We start from the raw sequence: 20,962 nt of genomic DNA on the forward strand, positions 1-20,962 counted from the left end.
GCGTACTCACTCTTGATCCGATATGAAGGCAAGCACTTCCTGCCATGTCGGTATGGACGCTTGAGCCCCCAGCTTCGTCACAGACAGCGCTGCCGCTGCCGTTGCGCAGCGCAGTGCCGACTGCGGCGATGCATCCTCGATCGTACCGCCGTATCGAACTGCCGCATAAGCACCAATGAAGGTATCCCCTGCTGCTGTTGTATCGACCGGCTGAACAGGCCAAGCCTGCAGACGCAGGTTCATCCCGTTCGCATCTAGATAGAAGCATCCTTCCGCTCCCAGCGTAACAATGACAGCTCTGGTCCCTCTGCTTAGAAACCAATTAGCTGCTGCCTCTAGGCTTGCTTCATCAATCGGCGCAATGCCGGTGATCACTTCTGTCTCCGTCTCATTAAGCACGATCGTATCAATGTGCGGCAATGCTTCATCCGGAAGCTTCGCCGCTGGCGCCGGATTATAAATAACGGGGATCGCCGCCGCTGCCGCCTTGCGCATGAATGCTTCGTTAGCCGACCATGGGATCTCATTTTGCAGCAAAATCGCCCCTGCTTCTCCTAGCAGTCGATCCAATGCTTCAACCTCCGCGCCCGCTACCTTGCCGTTAGCGCCCGCACATAACACGATCTGATTCTCGCCTGACTCGCTCACCGTAATAAGTGCGATACCCGAAGCCCCGTCAATGACGCTCACCTCTGAGACAAATGCACCCTTTGCTTCGATTGCATTCAACAGCTGGCGGCCGAAACCATCTGTTCCGACAGCGCCGATCATCCTGACAGCCGCGCCTGCTTGTGCAGCAGCAACCGCTTGATTCGCTCCTTTGCCGCCGGGCATATATTGGACCTCGCTGCCATGCACCGTCTCGCCTGGGCGCGGAAACTGGCCGACTCTGCTGACAACGTCCATATTGATGCTGCCTGCAACTACTATCGTATGCAGGTTCATTGCGCCGTTCCGTTCTTGACCAGCAGACGATCCGTCATCGCTAGATCTCGAATCGATGCCGCACCGATGCCGAACATTGCTGCCTTGAGTTCAAATTCGATCTGCTCGAACTGCTGAAGCAGCAGACCCGCATCTCCGGCTCGTGATGCGTATGGAAGCAGTGTACGACCGAAGCCGACAACATTCGCGCCAAGTGCAATAGCCTTGGCAGCTTCGACGCCGTTCTTCAGACCGCCGCTGCCGATAACGACCGCTTCATACGGCAAATGTCTTCTCACATCGCTAATGCAATCCGCCGTAGGGATGCCCCAATCCGCGAACGCTTCCGCCGCTGCACGGCGCATCGGGTCCGTCGTACGGAATTTCTCGACCTGACTCCACGATGTTCCGCCCGCTCCCGCTATATCGATGAAAGCTACGCCAGCATCATACAGCTGTCTGGCAGTCCGTCCATCGATTCCCCAGCCGACCTCTTTCACGCCAACAGGCATGTCGAGCTTGCTGCATACTTCGCCGAATCGCTGCAGCAGCCCGCTGAAATCGGTATCGCCTTCGGGCTGGAACAGCTCCTGCATGCCGTTCAGATGAAGCACCAGAGCATCCGCTTCCGCAAGCTCCACGGCACGGCGGCATTGGTCGACGCCATAGCCTAACGCTAGCTGGACAGCGCCGAGATTCGCAATTACCGGCGCAGTTGGCGCGGCATGACGAACGCGGAATGAGTCCGCGAGCTCTTCGCTTTCGATTGCGGCGCGCATCGAGCCCAACCCAATCGCCCAGCCCCTTGCTTCCGCTGCTTCAGCCAGCCGTATATTGATTGCCGATGCTTCTTCCGTGCCGCCCGTCATTGAACTGACAAGAAGCGGCGCACGAAGCTTTTTGCCCAAGAACGATGTTTCCAGCGATATGGATTCGAATCGAAGCTCCGGCAACGCGTTATGCTCGAAGCGGTAACGTTCAAAGCCTGACGAGATCCCCTCTCCTTCCACATCCTCTTGAAGGCAGATTCGGATATGCTCCCCTTTGCGCTTCGCGGTTAACGCGGCTTGTTCCGCCGACTCTCGCGATCTATTCGTCACGGTTCAATTCCCCCTGTTTCACAACAACCTACCGTACATGATAGCGCAGCTAGATGTAGTAGAGCAAATCGATGAGTTTTCCCCTCCTAAATCCTCCCTAATCGGGGAAGCAGCAGGAGGTCCAACCCCCGAACTGTTTAATGCGCCGACAAAAAAAGGCTCCGTCTATGCTGATAAACAGTAGACGAGAGCCTCTCTTCTTATCGTTCAACCCAAGCTTGGCCGCCAAGCCGCGAGGAGGCAACCGCCCATGTTGGGAGCGCTTCCCAGTCGCCGCGCATTTGGACAGCCAGCGAGCCTGTAACGCTTGCAAGCTTCACTGCTTCAACCGGTGTCATCCCTTTCACAATGCCGGCCAAGAAGCCGGCACAGAAGCCGTCGCCTGCTCCAACCGTATCGACAACGTTGTCAGCCGGGTAGAAAGGAACCTCTTCCGTCGCGCCATTGTTCAGGATTACCGTCTGATCTCCCTTGCTCTTGACGATCGAAATAGCCCGAAGCGCCGACAGACGCTCTACGACATGATCCCAATCGCTCGTCTCGTACAGCAGCTGAAGCTCGTCCCAGCCTGGCAGGAAGTAGTCCGCCTTCGCCGCGAGCGGCAGAAGTGCATCACGCGCTTCCTCGATCGACCACAGCTTCAAACGCAGGTTCGGATCGAAACTAACCGGTACGCCGGCATCGAGCGCAATGTCGACCGCCCGCTCAACCGTGCGACGGCTGCTCTCGCTGATCGCCATCGAAATGCCGGTGACGTGGAGCAGCTTGCTTCCCCGTATGTAGGCTTCATCTAAATCTTCAGGCTGCACACGGCTTGCTGCCGAATGCTTCCTATAGTAGTGAACGGCCAATCGGCCAGCGACCGTCTCACGGAACATAAGACCTGTTGGCGCTTCGCTGCTCAGCTTCACGCGCGAGACGTCTACGCCTTCGCCGCGAAGGGTCTTCACGATCATATGGCCGAACGGATCGTTGCCCAATGTTCCGAACCAGCCTACCGACACGCCTAGTCGTGCGGCCCCTACTGCCACATTGCTCTCTGCCCCGCCGAATCCCTGCTCGAGCGTGGATGCACGTTCGAGCGCTCGGTGCTCCGGCGGCATGAACAAGGCCATCGATTCGCCGAATGTAATCAAATCGGGCGATGCTTGCGTCATGCGGAACTACCTCCCATGATAGCTTTACCTTTTAGAGGTTGTTCAAAAAGTCGACTTTCTCGCAATCTTCTCGATGCTGAAAACCCGACTTTTTGAACACGTACATTTTAGCTGAAAGGATTGGTCATCAAATACATAATAACAGCATAAAGCACAAGAACGATGATGCTCAGAACGCGCGCTTTCGCGATATGCGCCGTTGCGCTTTGTCCTTCGCGAATCGATGTGCCGATCCGCTTCAGCGGTTTGCCCATAATGCCGGAAAGTGCGCCGATCGCTACGAAAATAAGCGTAATGATGATCATCCACAGCGTCGGGTACTCGCCTTGCGACATCAGGTATCCGCCAGTCAGCAGCTGCAGGATAAGTGCATACTGTGCAATCCGGTTAGCCGTATACAGGCCTGCCGCCAGACCTTCTTGGCCTGCGCCTGTAAGCTTCGTTGCTTGTCCAACAAGCACTGGCATCAACAAGTAAATGCCCATGCCTGCCGCACCGATTACGTGCAGCCAAATCATAATGTCCAACACGTCGATTCCTCCTGTAAGCAAATGGCTGCTCTCCTCTTCGATCTACTCCCTTAGAGCAAATCGCTCGCTTCGAAAGTAGGAATAGAAAGCGTTGCCTTTGTATCTTCTTTAGTATACTAAAATCTGTCCCATTACTCAAAGAACATCGCACATTGTCACGATATTGCCGTTTTATTGGAGACTGCGCTTCGCAAGAGCGGCTTTAATCATGAAATAGCTGATATCAGCAGGCAATGCTTCCTTGATCGGCTTCAGTTTATCCGCTCCGACTTGTTCGACAACGTCCAGGATCTGAGCCTCATAAGCAGCAGGCAGCATCCGTTCCCAATCTACCGGGTGCCCTTCCAACGCACAGCGGATCAGATGTCCTTCGATCGTCACCTCGCTCAACCCTCTAGCCGCGGCAATCTCCTTCACGCTCACACCTGATTCGAACTGCTCGAGTGATTGGAAGTGGCTTGCTCCATCCGCTTCTGCGATTGCAGCAGTCTTCTTGCTGGTCTCCGTCTTCGTGCTCGATCCGCTTTCCGGATGAGACAGGGCAGCCGCACTTATGAATACAGATTGCTCAGGCGTTGATGACGTCCCTTCTGCTGCAGTGCCTCCCGAGGAGAAGGAACCGATGATGGTCAAAATATCGCTGCCGTACTTATCCGCCTTCGCTGCACCGATCCCTTTGACAGACAGCAGTTCCTCGCGCGTTGTTGGCGCTGCGTCCGCAAGCTCTCGCAGCGTTGCATCGAAGAACAGCATGAACGGAGGCACCTTCTCGCGCGCCGCCGCCGTCCGCCGCCATTCGCGCAGAGCATCGAAGAGCGGCGAGCTGACCGCCTGAGAAGAAGCTTGACGAATGGTCGTCCGTTTTCGCTGCATGACCCGCTCCTTGCCCTCCAGTACAGGCAGCGAGCCCGAAGAGAGCGACACGGTCGGATACTGTCCATCGCTCATGACGAGATACCCCTCCGCAACGAGCCAGTACAGCCAATCCGAAATTTCCTTCTCGGGCCAGCGGGAGAACAGCCCGTATGTAGAAAGCTTATCAAGCCCCCACTCCAACACCCGCTTATCGCGAGAACCTTTCAATACCTTCGCTGCCGTCGTGACGCCAAACTTTCCTTTGAGACGTGCGACGCATGACAAAGCCTTAAGCGCATCGTCCGTGCGGTCAATCAGCTCGCTCTTATCGAGACAGCTGCTGCATTTGCCGCATGGCGGAACATCCGCTTCGCCGAAGTATTCGACGATAAACTGCTGCAAGCAGCGCTGCGTCCGCGAATAATTCATCATCGTATGCAGCTTCGCCATCTGAATCGACTTCCGGTCTCCGTCGCCTGCACCTTGATCGATCAGAAAACGCTGCACCTGGACGTCCTGCGGCTCGAACAGCAGAATGCATTCGCTCTCTTCGCCGTCACGGCCTGCCCGGCCCGCCTCTTGATAGTACGATTCGATGTCGCCGGGCATCTGCCAGTGCAGGACGAATCTGACGTTCGGCTTATCGATGCCCATACCGAATGCGTTGGTCGCCACCATGACACGGACATCGTCGAAACGGAATTTTTCCTGCATCTCCGCACGTTCTGCATCGCCAAGCCCGCCATGGTATTTGCCTGCGGGAATGCCCATTTTCTCAAGAACAGCATGTACCTGTTCCGTTTCCTTACGAGTAGCTGCATATATAATGCCGGATTGATCCTTGCGCTCCGCTATGAACTTTCGTAGAAAAGCTGGCTTGTCCGCCCCGCTCACGACCGATAACGATAAATTATCCCGGGCAAAGCCGCTGACATGAATGCTTGGATCGTGCAGGCCGAGCATGCTCGCGATATCGCGAGCCACTTCTTCCGTTGCCGTAGCCGTGAACGCAGCGACCAGCGGCCGATTGTTCATTCGTGCAATCCAGCCTGCGAGCTGTCGATAGCTCGGTCGGAAATCATGCCCCCACTGCGATACGCAGTGCGCCTCATCGATCGCAATCAATGGGATATGCATTTGCTCCGATAGTGAAGCGAACATCGGTGCATCAAGTCGCTCTGGCGCTACATAAAGCAGCTTATATTCACCCATGAATGCTTGGCGCATGACATCGCGATACTCGGTGGCACTCATGGAGCTGTTCAGATAGGCAGCCTTCACGCCCAACCGATTGAGCGCGTCCACCTGGTCCTTCATAAGTGAAATAAGCGGCGATACGACAAGCGTCGTCCCGTCCATCAGCAGTGCGGGGATTTGGTAACAGACCGACTTGCCCCCGCCTGTCGGCAAAATCGCCAGCGTGTCTCGGCCGTCAATAATGCCGCCGATAATCGCTTCTTGCCCTTTGCGAAACGTATCGTAGCCGTATACCTGCTTTAGCAGTTGTCTTGCTTCTTGCATGACGAAGTCCCTCCTTCCTTACCTTTCTCGACACAAAATAAGACCCTGACCGTAGTGCAGCTCGTCAGGGTCTTCCTGTAGCTATAATTATACTTTATGAACAGTAATCGATAAAGCTCTGATTAGCCTTGAACGATCTTGATGACGCTGCGTACAGACTCTGCGGACTGATCAAGGGCTGCTTTCTCTTCAGACGTTAGATCCAGCTCGAAAATCTTCTCAATGCCGTCGCCGCCGATAATCGTCGGGACGCCCATGAACAGATCGCGATAGCCGTACTCGCCTTGCAGCAGCGCGATAACGGGCAGAACCCGTTTCTTATCCTTGAGGATCGCTTCGGTCATCTGAACAAGTGAAGCCGCAGGCGCGTAATAAGCACTGCCGTTGCCAAGCAGATTAACGATTTCGCCGCCGCCGACGCGAGTCCGCTGAACAATCGCTTCGATGCGGTCAGCCGGAATAAGCTTCTCAATCGGAATGCCGCCAACGTTCGAATAACGAACGAGCGGCACCATATCGTCGCCATGCCCGCCAAGCACAAAGCCGCGAACGTCCTCAACCGACACGTTCAGCTCCTGCGCGATAAAGGTGCAGTAACGAGCCGTATCCAGTACACCGGATTGGCCGATAACACGGTTCTTCGGAAAACCAAGCGCATGAAAAGCCGCATACGTCATTGCATCAACGGGGTTGGACAAAATGATCACATAGCTGTTCGGACTCGTCGCCTTGATGTTCTCGCACACCGAACGGACGATGCCCGCGTTCGTGTTCACAAGATCATCCCGGCTCATCCCAGGCTTGCGCGCGATACCCGCCGTGATAATTACTACATCCGAATCCCGCGTATCTTCGTAATTCGACGTCCCCGTAATTCTCGCATCAATGCCCTGCACCGGGGTCGATTCCAACATATCAAGCGCTTTGCCCTTGGTCGGATTCTCCAACTGCGGAATATCGACAAGCACGATGTCGCCCAATTCCTTCTGCGCAAGCATCAGCGCCGTCGTTGCCCCCGTGAAGCCAGCCCCAACAACCGTAATCTTGTTCCGTTTAATCGCCATCTCGGATTCCTCCTTGAATTAGCTCACTCCGCGCAACTAACCACCAATGACGGACGTCATGATCGCATGGATCAATGCGTGCACCACAACAACCTTAACCACCCAAATAACCATGCAATCACCACCTGCTCTTGTTTTCAAAATGCTCCATGCCTTCGCCCTCATAGGCGATGGATGTTCCCACAGGGAACCATCGCCCCTTCGGAGCATTACCCTCATCGCCTTTCGACGAGGGCCGTTCCCGCAGGGAACCATCGTCGTCTTCGAAGCGTTACCCACGCCACGCATTGCACGAGCCTCGCGAGTGCCGAATCCCAATCTTGAGCAAACACGTCAGCACGCACCCACACCAAACGTTCGAACTCGCCAACCACTAGCGCCACTCACATCCGCCACAGTAGAGCGTGTCCAATCCCCCACAGTCCTATTCCACAGAATAGGACTTTGGGGGATTGGACAAAAGCGGCTCCCTACTCTCCAGTCACCCAGGCGCGCACATGCGAATACCTTCCGGTGTCCAGAGGGCGGGAGCCCTTTGGGGTCCCCCTTCCTTGGGGAAGGGGGATTTAGGGGGTTGCGGGATAATTGAAAGTCAGGGTTCGTAAGGGTCTCCCCTTACAAACTACATGTTCTCGATAACTTTATCCGCGAACACCGAGCACTTCACTTCTGTCGCGCCTTCCATCAGGCGAGCGAAGTCGTAAGTAACCGTTTTGTTGTTGATCGACGTTTCCAGACCTTTGTAGATCAGGTCTGCAGCTTCTTGCCAGCCGAGGTGCTCGAGGAGCATTACGCCGGACAGGATAACCGAACCTGGGTTAACAACGTCTTTGTCAGCATATTTAGGAGCCGTGCCGTGCGTAGCTTCGAAGATAGCATGGCCCGTCAGGTAGTTGATATTAGCGCCTGGAGCGATGCCGATACCGCCAACTTGTGCAGCCAGTGCGTCGGACAGGTAGTCGCCGTTCAGGTTGAGCGTTGCGATTACGTCGAAGTCCGTTGGACGCGTCAGAACTTGTTGCAGCGCGATGTCTGCGATTGCGTCTTTAACGAGGATTTTGCCGGAATCAAGAGCAGCCTTCTGAGCAGCGTTAGCCGCTTCTTCGCCTTGCTCTGCTTTGATTGCGTCGTATTGGCCCCACGTGAACGTTTGTTCAGCGAACTCTTGCTCAGCTACTTCGTAGCCCCAGTTCTTGAACGCGCCTTCCGTGTATTTCATGATGTTGCCTTTGTGCACGAGCGTAACCGATTTGCGGCCATGCTTGATTGCGTATTCGATCGCTGCGCGAACGAGACGTTTCGAACCTTCGGACGATACTGGCTTGATGCCGATACCGGAAGTTTCTGGGAAGCGGATTTTGTTAACGCCCATTTCTTGTTGAAGGAACGTCAGCACTTTCTTAACCGCTTCGGAACCGGATTGATACTCGATACCTGCATAGATGTCTTCTGTGTTCTCACGGAAGATAACCATGTCCACGAGCTCAGGACGTTTAACTGGCGAAGGCACGCCGTCGAAGTAACGTACTGGGCGGAGGCAAGTGTACAGGTCGAGCTCTTGACGAAGCGCAACGTTCAGGGAACGGATGCCGCCGCCGATTGGCGTCGTCAGTGGACCTTTGATCGCAACGATATATTCACGGATAGCCGTCAGCGTGTCAGCCGGCAGCCATTCGCCGTATTGGTTGAATGCTTTCTCGCCTGCGAATACTTCGTACCAAGCGATTTTCTTCTCGCCTTTGTATGCTTTCTCTACAGCAGCGTCCAGAACGCGTACGGATGCGCGCCAGATGTCGCGGCCCGTGCCGTCACCCTCGATGAAAGGGATGATTGGATTGTTAGGCACTTGAAGTTTGCTGTCTTGAATCGTGATTGGTTGGCCTTCCGTTGGAAGAGCGAATTTCTCGAATTGTGGCATGGTCTTTGGTTCCTCCTAGAAAATAATAAATGATGATGCTGATGAAGCTTATAGAGGTTGTTCAAAAAAGTCCGCTTGTGATCACGAAGTGAGTCAGGAAGTGTGTTCGACGTCGAAGCTTGCGTTCACCTTCGGCGTCCGGTACTCATGTAGGGGTTGCCTACACTCCGTTCCTCCTCCTTCAGGTTCTCGCAATCTTCTCGGTGCTGACAACCGAACTTTTTGAACTCGCACTTATAGCTCAGCTTAACGTTGAGCGATCGGTACGTACTTCGCATTCGTCGGTCCCGTATATTCTGCGCGTGGACGAATGAGGCGGTTGTCCTCATACTGCTCAAGGATATGGGCTGTCCAGCCAGACAGACGGCTGATTGCGAAGATTGGTGTGAACAGGTCGCGCGGAATGCCAAGCGTCGTGTAAACGGATGCCGAGTAGAAGTCAACGTTCGGCTTCAGACCCTTTTGACCTGTTACGAGCTCTTCAATTTTAACAGACATTTCGTAAAGCTCCAACGTGCCCTTTTGTTTGCCAAGCTCACGGGACATCTTCATGAGATGCTTCGCGCGCGGATCGCCGTTCTTGTAGACGCGGTGTCCGAAGCCCATGATCTTAACTTTATTGTTCAGCTTGTCGTTGATGTAGGACTCAACGTTTGCAAGCGAACCGATTTCTTCGAGCATAACCATAACCGCTTCGTTAGCGCCGCCATGCAGCGGTCCTTTCAGTGCGCCGATTGCCGACGTTACGCCCGAATAGATGTCGGACAACGTTGCAACCGTTACGCGTGCTGCGAAGGTCGAAGCGTTGAGCTCATGGTCTGCATGAAGAACAAGCGCTTGGTCAAGTGCTTTAACAGCGACTTCGCTTGGCTCTTCGCCAGTCAGCATGTAAAGGAAGTTATGAGCGATGGATACGCCTTGCTTCGGCGCGATCGGCTCAAGTCCTTGACGGATGCGCGAGTATGCAGCTACAACTGCTGGCAGTTGAGCTTGCAGACGGATCGCTTTGCGAATATTCGCTTCGCGCGACATATCGTTCGCTTCTGCATCATACAGAGCGAGGCTCGAAACTGCTGTGCGCAGAGAAGCCATGGAGTTGCTGTTGCTTGGCAGCAGCTTGAGATGCTCAATGGTTTGTTTAGGCAGTGCAGCATATTCACTGAATTGACGATTCAAATCGTCAAGCTCAGCTTGGGTAGGCAGCTTGCCGAACCAGAGTAAGTAAGCAACCTCTTCGAACGAGGCGTTTTCTGCCAGTTCATCGATATTAATGCCACGGTACGTAAGTACGCCGTCGATGATGGAACTGATGGAGGAAGTCGTAGCGACAATTCCTTCCAGACCTTTGGTTGCTGTCATGTTTTTCTCTCCTTCGGTTTCGGAATTATCCAATGAAAAAGGAATCTCGTCGTATGTTCAACTATCTAATCATACCGAATTTTGCCCATGAAGTGAACAAAACCGCACAAAACGCCGAATAGAATTCCTTTATCGACTTAATAAAGTATTTTTGCCACAGTTAAAAAAAATAACATATTTCCCTTATCATCGGCAATGTTGTTAGGATTCGAGACTAGAAAATGGTAAACTGGTGACATTAGCCGTCATTGAAACTTGGGCAGCGGCAGTCTAATCGTATTCGGAGGAAGCAATTATGAAGGAACAACGCCTAGGCATTATCGACATCGGCTCCAACTCTATTCGACTTGCCGTCTATGAACGTACCGCTAATGGAGCTCACCGCGTCATTGACGGCAGCAAACGACCCGCGAGGCTAAGCGGCAGTATCGATGATCACGGTCGTCTGCGGCCAGAGAAAATCGATGAACTTATTGACATAATGAACCATTACCGACTCATTTGCGCCCATCATCGCACGGGCTATATACGCGCTGTCGCCACTGCAGCGATTCGCAATGCCGCTAATCGAGACGAGATTGTGGAACGCGTGCAGGAAGAGGCAGGACTTACCATCGAGGTACTCTCCGGCGAAGAGGAGGCTCGGTTCGGCTTCCTTGGCATGATCAACACCCTCGATGTCCGTGAAGGCTTCTTGATCGATATCGGCGGCGGGAGCACCGAAATATCATTGTTTCGCGACCGGACACTCGTACAGAGCGTATCGTTCCCTATCGGTTGCGTAAATATGTCCCAATTTCTCGCCAAAGACGGCACCTTGTCCAATCAAGGGCTTCAAGAGCTTGAGGAAGCAGTCGAGCGCACAATTCGCCATGAAGCGTGGCTAAGCTGGACGCCGGGAATGCCGCTGATCGGCGTGGGCGGCACCGTTCGAGCGCTGAGCAAGGTCGACCAAGCGGATAGCAAGTATGCTTTCCCACTTACACACAATTATAAGATGACAAGCGAACGAACGGACGAGCTGTTCGAACAGCTCCGTCCAATCCCTACGGATAAACGGAATAAATTTCCGGGCTTGTCCAAAGACCGCGCCGATGTAATCGTATCGGGTCTTGCGATCCTTCGCTGCCTGTTCCGCAAGCTGCAGGCGACCCACTACCTCGTCTGTGGCGCTGGTCTAAGAGATGGCTTGTTCTACGATACCCGGTTCCCGAATCAGCCGCGGATGGACGATGTGCTCGGCTACAGCGTGCGCAACCTAAGCTTACTGCACCCTGAAGCACCGCAGCCTCACGTCATGCAGGTGAATCGACTTGCGATGCAGCTGTTCGAACACTTGAGCCCTAAGACAGAGTTGCCGGAACGTGCATACCGCTTGATGGATACCGCCTCGTCGCTGTTCCGAATCGGTGCATCCATCGATTATTATCAATACGCGAAGCATTCCTTTTATCTCATCGTCAATTCGCATTTGAACGGGCTCTCTCATCGTGAGATGGTTCTGGTCGCTGCGATTGCCTCCTTCAAAGGAAAAAGCCGGCTGCGCCAGCAAATCGCCGAATTCCGCGAGCTGCTTGAGGACAAGGATCTCGACTATATCACACTGCTCGGCACGCTGCTGCAGCTAGCAATCGCGCTGGATCGTACTGAGACGCAGTCAATTGGACGTCTATCCATAGCAACCGTACAAGGAACACTTAAACTTGAAGCGTTGACAAGCGGAAGCCCGCTCGATGTCGAGCGGGCCGAAGTAGAAGAGTTAAGCAAAGATTTTCATAAAGCATGGCATCTGACGCCTGTTCTTGTGGTGCCTAACTATTGATGCGACTTCCAACGCTTTATCCGCTTCGCCTCGAACTGGCTCCGCATCGGAGCCAGTTCGTTCGTTACACGCTGGTATACGCCGGTCGATTGCAGCTCATGCGCCTTCACATTGTCTTCCAGGTTCATGAACAGAATGTTCCGAATCATTCGGCGAAGATTGCCGTCGAATACCGGGCACATCAGTTCGATGCGACGGTTCAAGTTGCGCGTCATCCAATCGGCGCTCGATAGATAGACTTCCTCTTCGCCGCCATTAGCGAACAGCGTCAAACGTGAATGCTCCAAATAACGGTCCACGATGCTGATGACACGAATGTTCTCGCTGAGCCCTTCTACGCCTGGGCGAAGACAGCATACGCCGCGCACGATCAGATCGATCTTAACCCCAGCTTGCGAAGCGGAGTACAACTTATCGATCATCTCCTGATTGGACAACGAGTTCATCTTCGCAATAATGCGCGCGGGACGCCCCTCTATTGCATGCTCCTTCTCCCGATCGATTAAGGCAAACAGCTTATCCTTAAGCGACGTCGGTGCGACACCGAAAGCCCGCCAATCATAGGGAGCCGAATAACCTGTCATCTCATTGAATAATGCAGAAGCGTCCTCGCCAATTACAGGATGCGAAGTGAATAACCCGATATCGGTATATAACTTGGCGGTACTATCGTTATAGTTTCCTGTGCCGACATGCACATAACGACGTAATCCATCCAGTTCACGTCGAACGACCAGCAAAATCTTGGCATGAGTCTTCAAGCCGATCAGGCCATATACAACGTGACAGCCTGCTTTCTCAAGCTGGCGCGCCCACGCGATATTACGTTCTTCATCGAAACGCGCCTTGAGCTCCACGACGACCGTAACCTGCTTGCCGGATTCGGCTGCTTTGGCAAGCGCTTGGACAAGCTCCGATTGACCGCTGACCCGATACAATGTCATTTTGATCGCGAGAACCTCAGGATCATAGGCTGCCTGTACGAGAAAATCGGTTACCGCCTCGAAAGATTCATACGGGTGATAAACAAGCACATCGCGCTCGCGCAGCACCTCGAACATATCCTCTGTATCGTCGAATTCACGCGGATAGACCGGATCCATTCGCTCATATCGCAAATTATCGTAATTGGGCAGCGTCACCGCGAACTTCATCAGGAAGCTCAAATCAAGCGGCCCGTCGATCTCGACGATATTATCGTTAATCTCCAGCTCATCCTTCAGTACGGCAAGCGCATAAGGGTCAATTTCCTTATCCACCTCCAGCCGTACCGTCATCCCCCAGCGCCGGCGGCGAAGCTCCTTCTCGATCTCCTCCAGCAGGTCCTCCGCATTCTCCTCGTTCAACGTCAAGTCGGAGTTGCGCGTAATCCGAAACGGATGCACCGCATATGGCGTATACCCTTTGAATAGCGTGTCGATATACTTCTCGATCAGATCCTCGAGCAGCACGAATTCGGAACGTTTCGTACCGGAACGCACAGGCAGCGGGATATGGCGAGGCAGTATGGACGGGATTTGGATAATTGCAAAATAGGGCTCTTCATCCGGCGCATCGTCGTCTTTGCGAAGCAGGACGGACATGTACAGCTCCTTCGTATGTACGAGCGGGAAAGGACGGCTCTGGTCGACGGCCATCGGCGTCAGAACAGGGAAGACGATATCGTGAAAATATCGTTCCATTGCCGTCGTCTGCGTCACGTTCAGCTCATCGATGCTGCGGAAGACGATGCCTTCCTTCGCCATGCCGCGTACAACTTCACGGAATGTGCGATATTGTTCCGTAACCATTTGCGACGTACGTTTGATCAATCGTTTCCATAGTCCTGCCGGCGTGTATCCGGTGAAATCCATCTTCGTCAGACCGGCTTTCAATTGACTCTGAACGCCTGCTCCTCTGACGCTTATGAATTCGTCCAGATTACTGGATACGATAGCAAGAAATTTCGCTCGTTCCAGCAGCGGTGTTGTAGCATCCTGCGCCTCGCGCAGTACGCGGCGATTGAATTCGATCCAGCTTAGATCGCGGTTGACATAGTGGGACATTATTTGCTTGCTCATACGGACGAGCGCCTCCATTCTTGTCCTCATTATGCTTGTCGAATATTTGTACAATGTTAAAGATTTGTAAACCTATTGTTAAAGAGATCGTTCAAAAAGGGGGTCCAGCATTGTACATAACGGACAAGATGTCTCATCGAGCTTTGGAAAAAGCTTCTGATTCATGATAAACTTTCTAGTACAGCTTGACTTTCGAACGTACTTATTTGGAACTCATCCTTAGGAGGTGCGGCAGCTTGAACAAAATCGTTGCCATGCGCTTATGGCGTGGCCTATTCGTCGCAGTCATGCTCGCTCTGCTTGTGCTAGCCGTTGTGTATGTAACACCGCTCGTTTATCCATTCTTGATCGGCTGGATTCTCGCTTATGCGCTTAATCCTCTCGTCCGCTTCCTACAGAAGAGAGCCCGTTTTCCAAGATGGCTCGCAGTTACCTTCTCCTTATTCCTATTCGTTATTGTTGCCGTAACGATTGTTTCTGCCCTCATAACCCGAATTGTAACGGAAGTCATTCATCTCTCCCAGTCCATTAACGGTACGATCAATTGGTGGCGCGATGAGTTCGATAAGTTTATAAACACCCCCGAAATGCAGGATCTCATTAATAAAATCAGCACCTTCTATAACGATAATCCGAAGTATCAGCAGCCGATCAACAACAAGATCGAAGATACCGCAGGCCTGCTGGCAGAAGCGAGCACGAACATCGTCACCCATTTCTTCAATGGGCTGACATCGATTCTGATCTCGCTGCCGAACGTCCTGACCATTACCGTTGTCGTATTGCTCGCTTCATTCTTCATCGGCAAGGACTGGCAGAAACATGCCAATGTACTTACCGGCTGGGTGCCTAGCGGCCTCATGAAGTCCATCACAACCGTATGGGTCGACCTGCAAAAGGCGCTGTTCGGCTATCTGCGCTCACAGTTTATTATGATCTCGATTACAGCGGTTGTCGTTATTATCGGTCTTCTCCTGCTCGGCGTAAATTACGCCATTACGATCGGCCTGCTGATCGGCCTCGTCGACCTGCTGCCCTACCTCGGCGTCGGCGCTGTCATGGTGCCTTGGATCGCCTACACGTTCATCTACGGCGATGTGCAGCTCGGCATCGGCCTTTCGATCCTGTACGGCGTCATCCTCGTCGCTCGTCAGATGATCGAGCCGAAAGTGCTCGCCAGCAGCGTTGGTCTAGACCCGCTGCCTACGCTCATCGCAATGTTCGTTGGTCTGAAGCTGTTCGGCGTGCTCGGTCTCATCATAGGCCCGGTATCGCTCGTCATCTTGTTCGCCTTCCAACGAGCCAATGTGTTCCGAGACCTGTACCAATTCATCATGCGCGGAGCGAAGTAGCCTGGTAAAACGGAGCTGGCTTGTAGAGCCGAATGCACTGCGCATGCAAATGTTCTTACGATCGCTGTTGTCCTCGGATTGTTCTGATTATATAAATTCAGATGCGGTAACAATCCGAGTGACAAAGGCGACCACTTCGTTTCTCCAGAATCATTTGCATGCTCCGTTTAGCGGCTACTTCTTTTTATTAAAATTTAGTAAATGGAAGTTCTTACTTCTTCCATTCTACCAAGATTGATATTCAGATTCAAAAAAGGTCGAGCATCTGCTCAACCTTTTTTTATTTTCCCCCTCCCCCTGCTTCGCAAAGCGCGACTTGAGGAGACATCGCAGCGAAGCATTACCTTCCACGATTTTACCAGCGTCGAATCGTGAAAGAGCCGCCGTTGCGAAGCTTTCTCTCGATAAAGGTGAGCATATAAACCTTATAGAGCGGCCGCGTGAAAGGAAAGAGCAGCGTCAAGCCGATTATGTCGGACAGGAAGCCTGGAAGCATGAGCAGAATCGAGCCTAGGAGCACGCAGAAGCCATCGAGCATCGCATGTCCCGGCGGCAAGCCTTGTTGAAGCTGCTGCTGCATTTCCAGCCACGATTTGCGCCCCTCGAATCGCATTAAGTAAAACCCGGCAAAGGCCGACAAGAGCAGCAGCAGGAACGAAATTCCCCCGCCGAGCCAAGCCCCAACCGCGCTAATAGTCCACCAATCAATTAATAAGCCGACAATTACGATAAGAAGCCATTTGCGCATGATGACATAACCTCCTAAAAGCAATTTGCTTACTTCATGAAATACTGCCTGTAAGGAAATTGCTTACTTCGTAAGCATATACTTAGCAATTTGCTTGCTTCTCGCTACGACAACCTGTGAGCAGCAATTTGCCTGCTCTTCATTACTATTGTCAGTCAGTAATATGCTTGTTTCTTGTTACTACGTAGGTAACTGATCATTCGGTGCAAATTATTAGATGCTAATTAATGCTATTAATCCCCTTGCGTAAGCTGCTTCAGCATTGCGTAGAGCTCCGGCATTGCCCGATCCAGTCTTGCCGGCTTGAACGAACCGTTCACCCACATATGCCGCGTGCCGCCTGCTGCGAGCAATTCTCGCGTCTCTAAAGCTCGACTATCTTGAAGATCGCCGCCAGCGGCCAGATCGGAAGCGTCGCCGAGCCGAATTTGCGACTCAAAGGCTAACCGTACCGGTGAATAATCCGCAATTCGTGTGCACACTAACACAACATCGTCATAGCGAGCCGACTTTATATATTTGCAATCGATATCGATTACAGGCAGCAGCAAACCCGCCGCCTCGATATCGCGATAGGCATAACCTGCATGCCGGATCCACTCGGTGCGTCCGATCTCGAACCAAGTCAGATAGTTGCCGTGAAAGACGACGCTCATCTGATCGGTCTCCTCATAACGAACCCTGAGCGGATGAACATGCCATTGTTGCTGCTCGTTCATTTTCATCCCTGCATTTCTTGATTTAATGATTTATTGAAACAATCGAATAAATGGTTATCTGGTAGAACAAAAGCGACGGCTAATAGACCGTCGCTTGAATAACATCACGTATTACAGTACTTTGGATTGTCCCGTATAGATAACGCCTGTCTCACCGTACAGCGTTATTTCCATACCGTCATGCAGCAGCTCCGTTGCGCGCTCAATACCGAGCACAACCGGGATACCGAGGTTGAGACCAATGATTGCTGCATGGCTCGTAATACCGCCTTGCTCGGTTACGATAGCGGCAGCCTTCTCAATGGCCGGCATATATTCTTTATCGGAAGCGACGACTACAAGAATCGATCCTTCCGTCGTCTTCGCAATTGCTTCTTCAGCCGTACGCGCAACAACGACTTTACCTTTAGCCGATTGCGTGCCAATGCCTTGGCCTTTGGCTACAAGCTCACCGATATGGTGAATTTTGATCAGGTTTGTCGTGCCTGCTCGGCCAACTGGAACGCCAGCCGTAATAACGACCGTGTCACCCAGACCTACGATACCCGTTGCAAGCGCGCCTTTGACAGCCGTCTCGAACATACCGTCCGTCGTTTCTGCTTCAGCACCATACGCAGGGACAACGCCCCATACGAGTGCCAGGCGGCGCATAACAGACTCGTTAGGCGTCACAGCGATAATCGGCGACTTCGGACGGTACTTCGACACCATGCGTGCCGTGTAGCCGCTCTCCGTCGACGTTACGATTGCACCAGCTTCCAGATCAAGCGCTGAGTTCGCAACAGCTTGGCTGATCGCTTCCGTTACTGACGTTTGTTGTGCATTCGCTTGTTTCACGAACAGCTCGCGGTATTCCAGAGCCGCTTCGGCACGTTCAGCGATGCGGGACATCGTTTGTACCGACTCCACTGGATATTTGCCAGCAGCCGTCTCGCCGGATAGCATGATTGCGCTTGTACCGTCGAAAATCGCATTCGCAACGTCGCTTGCTTCAGCGCGCGTTGGACGCGGGTTGCGCTGCATCGAGTCGAGCATTTGCGTAGCCGTAATAACCGGCTTGCCTACGCGGTTACATTTCTCGATCATCCGCTTCTGAACAAGTGGAACTTCTTCAGCTGGAATTTCAACGCCGAGGTCGCCGCGGGCAACCATCAGGCCGTCGGATACTTCAAGAATTTCATCGAGGTTGTCAACGCCTTGTTGGTTCTCGATTTTCGAAATAATTTGAATGTGGCTCGCATTATGCTTCTCAAGCAGTTCACGGATTTCGAGCACGTCGCTAGCTTTGCGAACGAACGATGCTGCGATGAAGTCGATGCCTTGCTCGATACCGAATACGATATCGGCCGCGTCCTTCTCCGTAATGCCTGGCAGCGAGATGTGCACGCCTGGTACGTTAACGCCTTTCTTGCTCTTGATTTGACCGCTGTTTACGATACGGCAGTGAATTTCCGTACCTTCTACGCGTTCAACCGTCAAGCCGATAAGGCCGTCGTCGATCAGTACGGTCGAGCCTTCGGAAATATCGTTCGGCAAGTTCTTATATGTAACCGGAATACGGTTAATATCGCCGAGAATTTCTTCCGTCGTCAGCGTGATCGCTTTGCCTGCTTCGAGTTCGATAGGCTCTTCTTTCAATTTGCCGAGACGAATCTCAGGGCCCTTCGTATCAAGCAGGATGGCAACGGTCTTGCCCAGCTCTTGACGAGCTTGCTTCAGGTTTTTGATACGATTGCCGTGCTCCTCAAAATCGCCATGGGAGAAGTTGAGACGCGCAACATTCATACCAGCTTCGATCAGCTTCTTCGTGTTCTCGAGCGATTCGCTCGACGGGCCGATCGTACAAACAATCTTGGTTTTACGCATAAATTGGTTCTAACCTCCGTTTGGGGTACGTAACTACACAATTGGGTTTACACTTTTAACAAGATCAAGTTCTGGTTGTTGATCATTCATTGAGCTGCTGTCAAGTTCTTGCTTCTTATCATTCATTGTTTCCGCTTCTTGGCGCTCATAAAACTCGCCTATCTTACGGAATTTGTTATAACGGTCTTCGATCAGCTGATCAGCGGACATGGCCGACAATTCTTTCAAGTGGCGAACCAGCGCTTCTTGAATCGATTGAGCCTGCTCCGCCAGGTCGCGGTGCGCACCGCCCTGCGGTTCTGGAATGATCTCTTCGATAATCTGGAACGCGAGCAGGTCCTTCGCTGTAATCTTCATCGCTTCTGCAGCCTCGTCGGCACGGGATGCATCCTTCCACAGAATCGACGCGGCTCCGTTCGGCGAAATCGCCGAGTAGATCGCGTTCTCAAGCATAAGGACACGGTTGCCGACGCCAAGCGCCAATGCGCCGCCGCTTCCGCCTTCGCCGATAACGACACAGACGATCGGAACGCCAAAAGCAGCCATCTCGCGCAGGTTGCGTGCGATTGCCTCTGACTGACCGCGTTCTTCCGCAGTGTTGCCTGGGTAAGCGCCCTTCGTATCGATGAACGTTACGATCGGACGATTGAATTTGACTGCTTGCTGCATGAAACGAAGCGCCTTGCGGAAGCCTTCCGGATGCGGGCTGCCGAAGAAGCGAGCGATGTTGTCGCGCGTATCTTTGCCCCGCTGATGGCCGATAACCGTCACAGGCACTCCGTTAAGACGCGCGATGCCGCCGACGATCGCCAGATCGTCAGCGAACAAGCGGTCGCCGTGAAGCTCCACGAAATCAGTGAAAATCGTCTGGATATAGTCAAGCGAAGTCGGACGCTGATGATGTCTCGCCAGATGCATCTTCTGCGCAGCCGACAGCTCGCTGTACATTTCGTCTTCTAGTTGCTTGCATTTCTCTTCGAGACGTGCTATTTCTTCCGAGAAATCGATCCCTTGCATTTGACCGAACCGCTTCAGTTCTTCGACCTTCTTGCGATAATCAACTAGTGGTTTCTCGAATGGAAGCTCATTCGCCATCGGACCAATCCCCCCTTACGGTGTGCAGTTCCAGCAGCTTAGTCAGCATCGATCTCATGTCCTTGCGATGGACAACCTTATCCAATTGGCCATGCTGCAGATTGAACTCCGCCGTCTGGAAGTTGTCAGGCAGCTTCTGACGAATCGTCTGTTCGATGACGATACGACCTGCGAAGCCGATCAATGCGCCAGGCTCGGCCAAATTAATGTCGCCAAGGCTTGCGAAGCTCGCCGACACGCCGCCTGTCGTAGGATCTGTGAAGACGGAGATGAACAGACCGCCATTGTTGTGAAGCTTGGCCAGTGCTGCACTCGTCTTCGCCATCTGCATCAGACTCAATATGCTCTCTTGCATACGAGCGCCGCCCGAAGTCGAGAAAATAATGATAGGCAGTTTCTTCGCGTCTGCGTATTCGATCGCCCGCGTAATTTTCTCCCCTACAACCGAACCCATGCTGCCTGTGAAGAAGTCGAAGCTCATCACAGCGACAACAACCGGAACGCCGCCGATTGTACCTTCGCCCGTAACGACAGCCTCGGTAAGGCCAGACTTCTCCTGCTGTTTGCGCAGCTTGTTCTTGTAGTCCGGGAACGACAGCGGATCGCCGGATTCCAGATGAGCGTCGATTTCAAGCAAACGTCCGTCATCAAGCGTCATTCCGATACGTTCCCAAGCGGACAAGCGGAAATGATGCCCGCATGACGGACATACTTTCAAGTTTTTTTCAAGTTCTTTAGAGAATGCGATATTCCCGCACTTCGGGCATTTGTTCATAAGCCCTTCGGGAATATCCTTCTTCGGTCGCTCCGCAGGTGCGGGCACGGAAGGAACAGTCGCATATTTCTTCTTATGGAATAAGTCCTTAAACACG

The 20,962-nt window shown here is 52.9% G+C and carries 16 protein-coding genes; 2 read left to right on the forward strand and 14 right to left on the reverse strand.

The window, feature by feature from the left end; genetic code table 11:
• Positions 1-6: 6 nt before the first annotated feature.
• The 8 genes from rbsK to citZ form a co-directional block, all read right to left on the reverse strand.
• The gene (rbsK, locus tag SBI19_RS07395; RefSeq protein WP_317966560.1) at positions 7-945 is read right to left on the reverse strand and encodes a ribokinase; all 939 of its coding nucleotides are present in this window, start codon (positions 943-945) and stop codon (positions 7-9) included.
• Positions 942-2,024: a type 2 isopentenyl-diphosphate Delta-isomerase gene (gene fni, locus SBI19_RS07400; protein WP_317966562.1), complete on the reverse strand. Its 1,083-nt coding sequence runs from the start codon at positions 2,022-2,024 to the stop codon at positions 942-944. The genes rbsK and fni overlap by 4 nt, the downstream gene beginning before the upstream one ends.
• Positions 2,025-2,224: 200 nt before the next feature.
• Positions 2,225-3,181 carry a sugar kinase gene (locus tag SBI19_RS07405; protein WP_317966564.1) on the reverse strand — a complete coding sequence of 319 codons (957 nt, stop codon included), beginning with the start codon at positions 3,179-3,181 and terminating at the stop codon, positions 2,225-2,227.
• 107 nt (positions 3,182-3,288) lie between these two features.
• Complete coding sequence (locus SBI19_RS07410) at positions 3,289-3,711, reverse strand: hypothetical protein (protein ID WP_317966566.1); 423 nt, start codon at positions 3,709-3,711, stop codon at positions 3,289-3,291.
• 171 nt (positions 3,712-3,882) lie between these two features.
• A complete protein-coding gene (gene recQ, locus SBI19_RS07415) occupies positions 3,883-6,087 on the reverse strand; it encodes a DNA helicase RecQ (RefSeq protein WP_317966568.1) in 2,205 nt (734 codons plus the stop codon).
• A 122-nt stretch (positions 6,088-6,209) separates the two neighbouring features.
• A complete protein-coding gene (gene mdh / locus SBI19_RS07420; protein WP_317966570.1) occupies positions 6,210-7,151 on the reverse strand; it encodes a malate dehydrogenase in 942 nt (313 codons plus the stop codon).
• A gap of 622 nt (positions 7,152-7,773) precedes the next feature.
• Complete coding sequence (icd, locus tag SBI19_RS07425) at positions 7,774-9,069, reverse strand: NADP-dependent isocitrate dehydrogenase (protein WP_317966572.1); 1,296 nt, start codon at positions 9,067-9,069, stop codon at positions 7,774-7,776.
• A gap of 246 nt (positions 9,070-9,315) precedes the next feature.
• On the reverse strand, positions 9,316-10,428 hold the full coding sequence (gene citZ / locus SBI19_RS07430) for a citrate synthase (protein ID WP_317966574.1): 1,113 nt from the start codon (positions 10,426-10,428) through the stop codon (positions 9,316-9,318).
• A gap of 295 nt (positions 10,429-10,723) precedes the next feature.
• Between citZ and SBI19_RS07435 the strand changes: the two genes are divergently transcribed.
• A complete protein-coding gene (locus tag SBI19_RS07435; protein ID WP_317966576.1) occupies positions 10,724-12,250 on the forward strand; it encodes a Ppx/GppA phosphatase family protein in 1,527 nt (508 codons plus the stop codon).
• Here SBI19_RS07435 and ppk1 read toward each other — a convergent pair.
• On the reverse strand, positions 12,244-14,310 hold the full coding sequence (gene ppk1 / locus SBI19_RS07440; protein ID WP_317966578.1) for a polyphosphate kinase 1: 2,067 nt from the start codon (positions 14,308-14,310) through the stop codon (positions 12,244-12,246). The genes SBI19_RS07435 and ppk1 overlap by 7 nt on opposite strands.
• A gap of 236 nt (positions 14,311-14,546) precedes the next feature.
• On the opposite strand from ppk1, the gene ytvI reads away from it, so the two are divergent.
• Positions 14,547-15,662: a sporulation integral membrane protein YtvI gene (gene ytvI, locus SBI19_RS07445; RefSeq protein WP_317966580.1), complete on the forward strand. Its 1,116-nt coding sequence runs from the start codon at positions 14,547-14,549 to the stop codon at positions 15,660-15,662.
• Between the two features lie 355 nt (positions 15,663-16,017).
• Here the strand turns inward: ytvI and SBI19_RS07450 are convergent, their stop codons facing one another.
• The 5 genes from SBI19_RS07450 to accD all read right to left on the reverse strand — a co-directional run bounded on the left by SBI19_RS07450 (position 16,018) and on the right by accD (position 20,961).
• A complete protein-coding gene (locus tag SBI19_RS07450) occupies positions 16,018-16,410 on the reverse strand; it encodes an FxsA family protein (RefSeq protein WP_317966582.1) in 393 nt (130 codons plus the stop codon).
• A gap of 233 nt (positions 16,411-16,643) precedes the next feature.
• Positions 16,644-17,129: an acyl-CoA thioesterase gene (locus tag SBI19_RS07455; protein WP_483312254.1), complete on the reverse strand. Its 486-nt coding sequence runs from the start codon at positions 17,127-17,129 to the stop codon at positions 16,644-16,646.
• A 111-nt stretch (positions 17,130-17,240) separates the two neighbouring features.
• Positions 17,241-18,995, reverse strand: a complete 1,755-nt coding sequence (gene pyk / locus SBI19_RS07460; RefSeq protein ID WP_317966586.1) for a pyruvate kinase — start codon at positions 18,993-18,995, stop codon at positions 17,241-17,243.
• Between the two features lie 33 nt (positions 18,996-19,028).
• Positions 19,029-20,090 (reverse strand): acetyl-CoA carboxylase carboxyltransferase subunit alpha, encoded by a 1,062-nt coding sequence (locus tag SBI19_RS07465; RefSeq protein ID WP_317966588.1) that lies wholly within the window; start codon positions 20,088-20,090, stop codon positions 19,029-19,031.
• Positions 20,080-20,961 carry an acetyl-CoA carboxylase, carboxyltransferase subunit beta gene (gene accD, locus SBI19_RS07470; RefSeq protein WP_317966590.1) on the reverse strand — a complete coding sequence of 294 codons (882 nt, stop codon included), beginning with the start codon at positions 20,959-20,961 and terminating at the stop codon, positions 20,080-20,082. Before accD ends, SBI19_RS07465 begins: the two co-directional genes overlap by 11 nt.
• Position 20,962 lies beyond the last annotated feature (1 nt).

Source organism: Paenibacillus sp. CCS19 (assembly GCF_033239625.1).
GTDB lineage: Bacteria > Bacillota > Bacilli > Paenibacillales > Paenibacillaceae > Paenibacillus_T.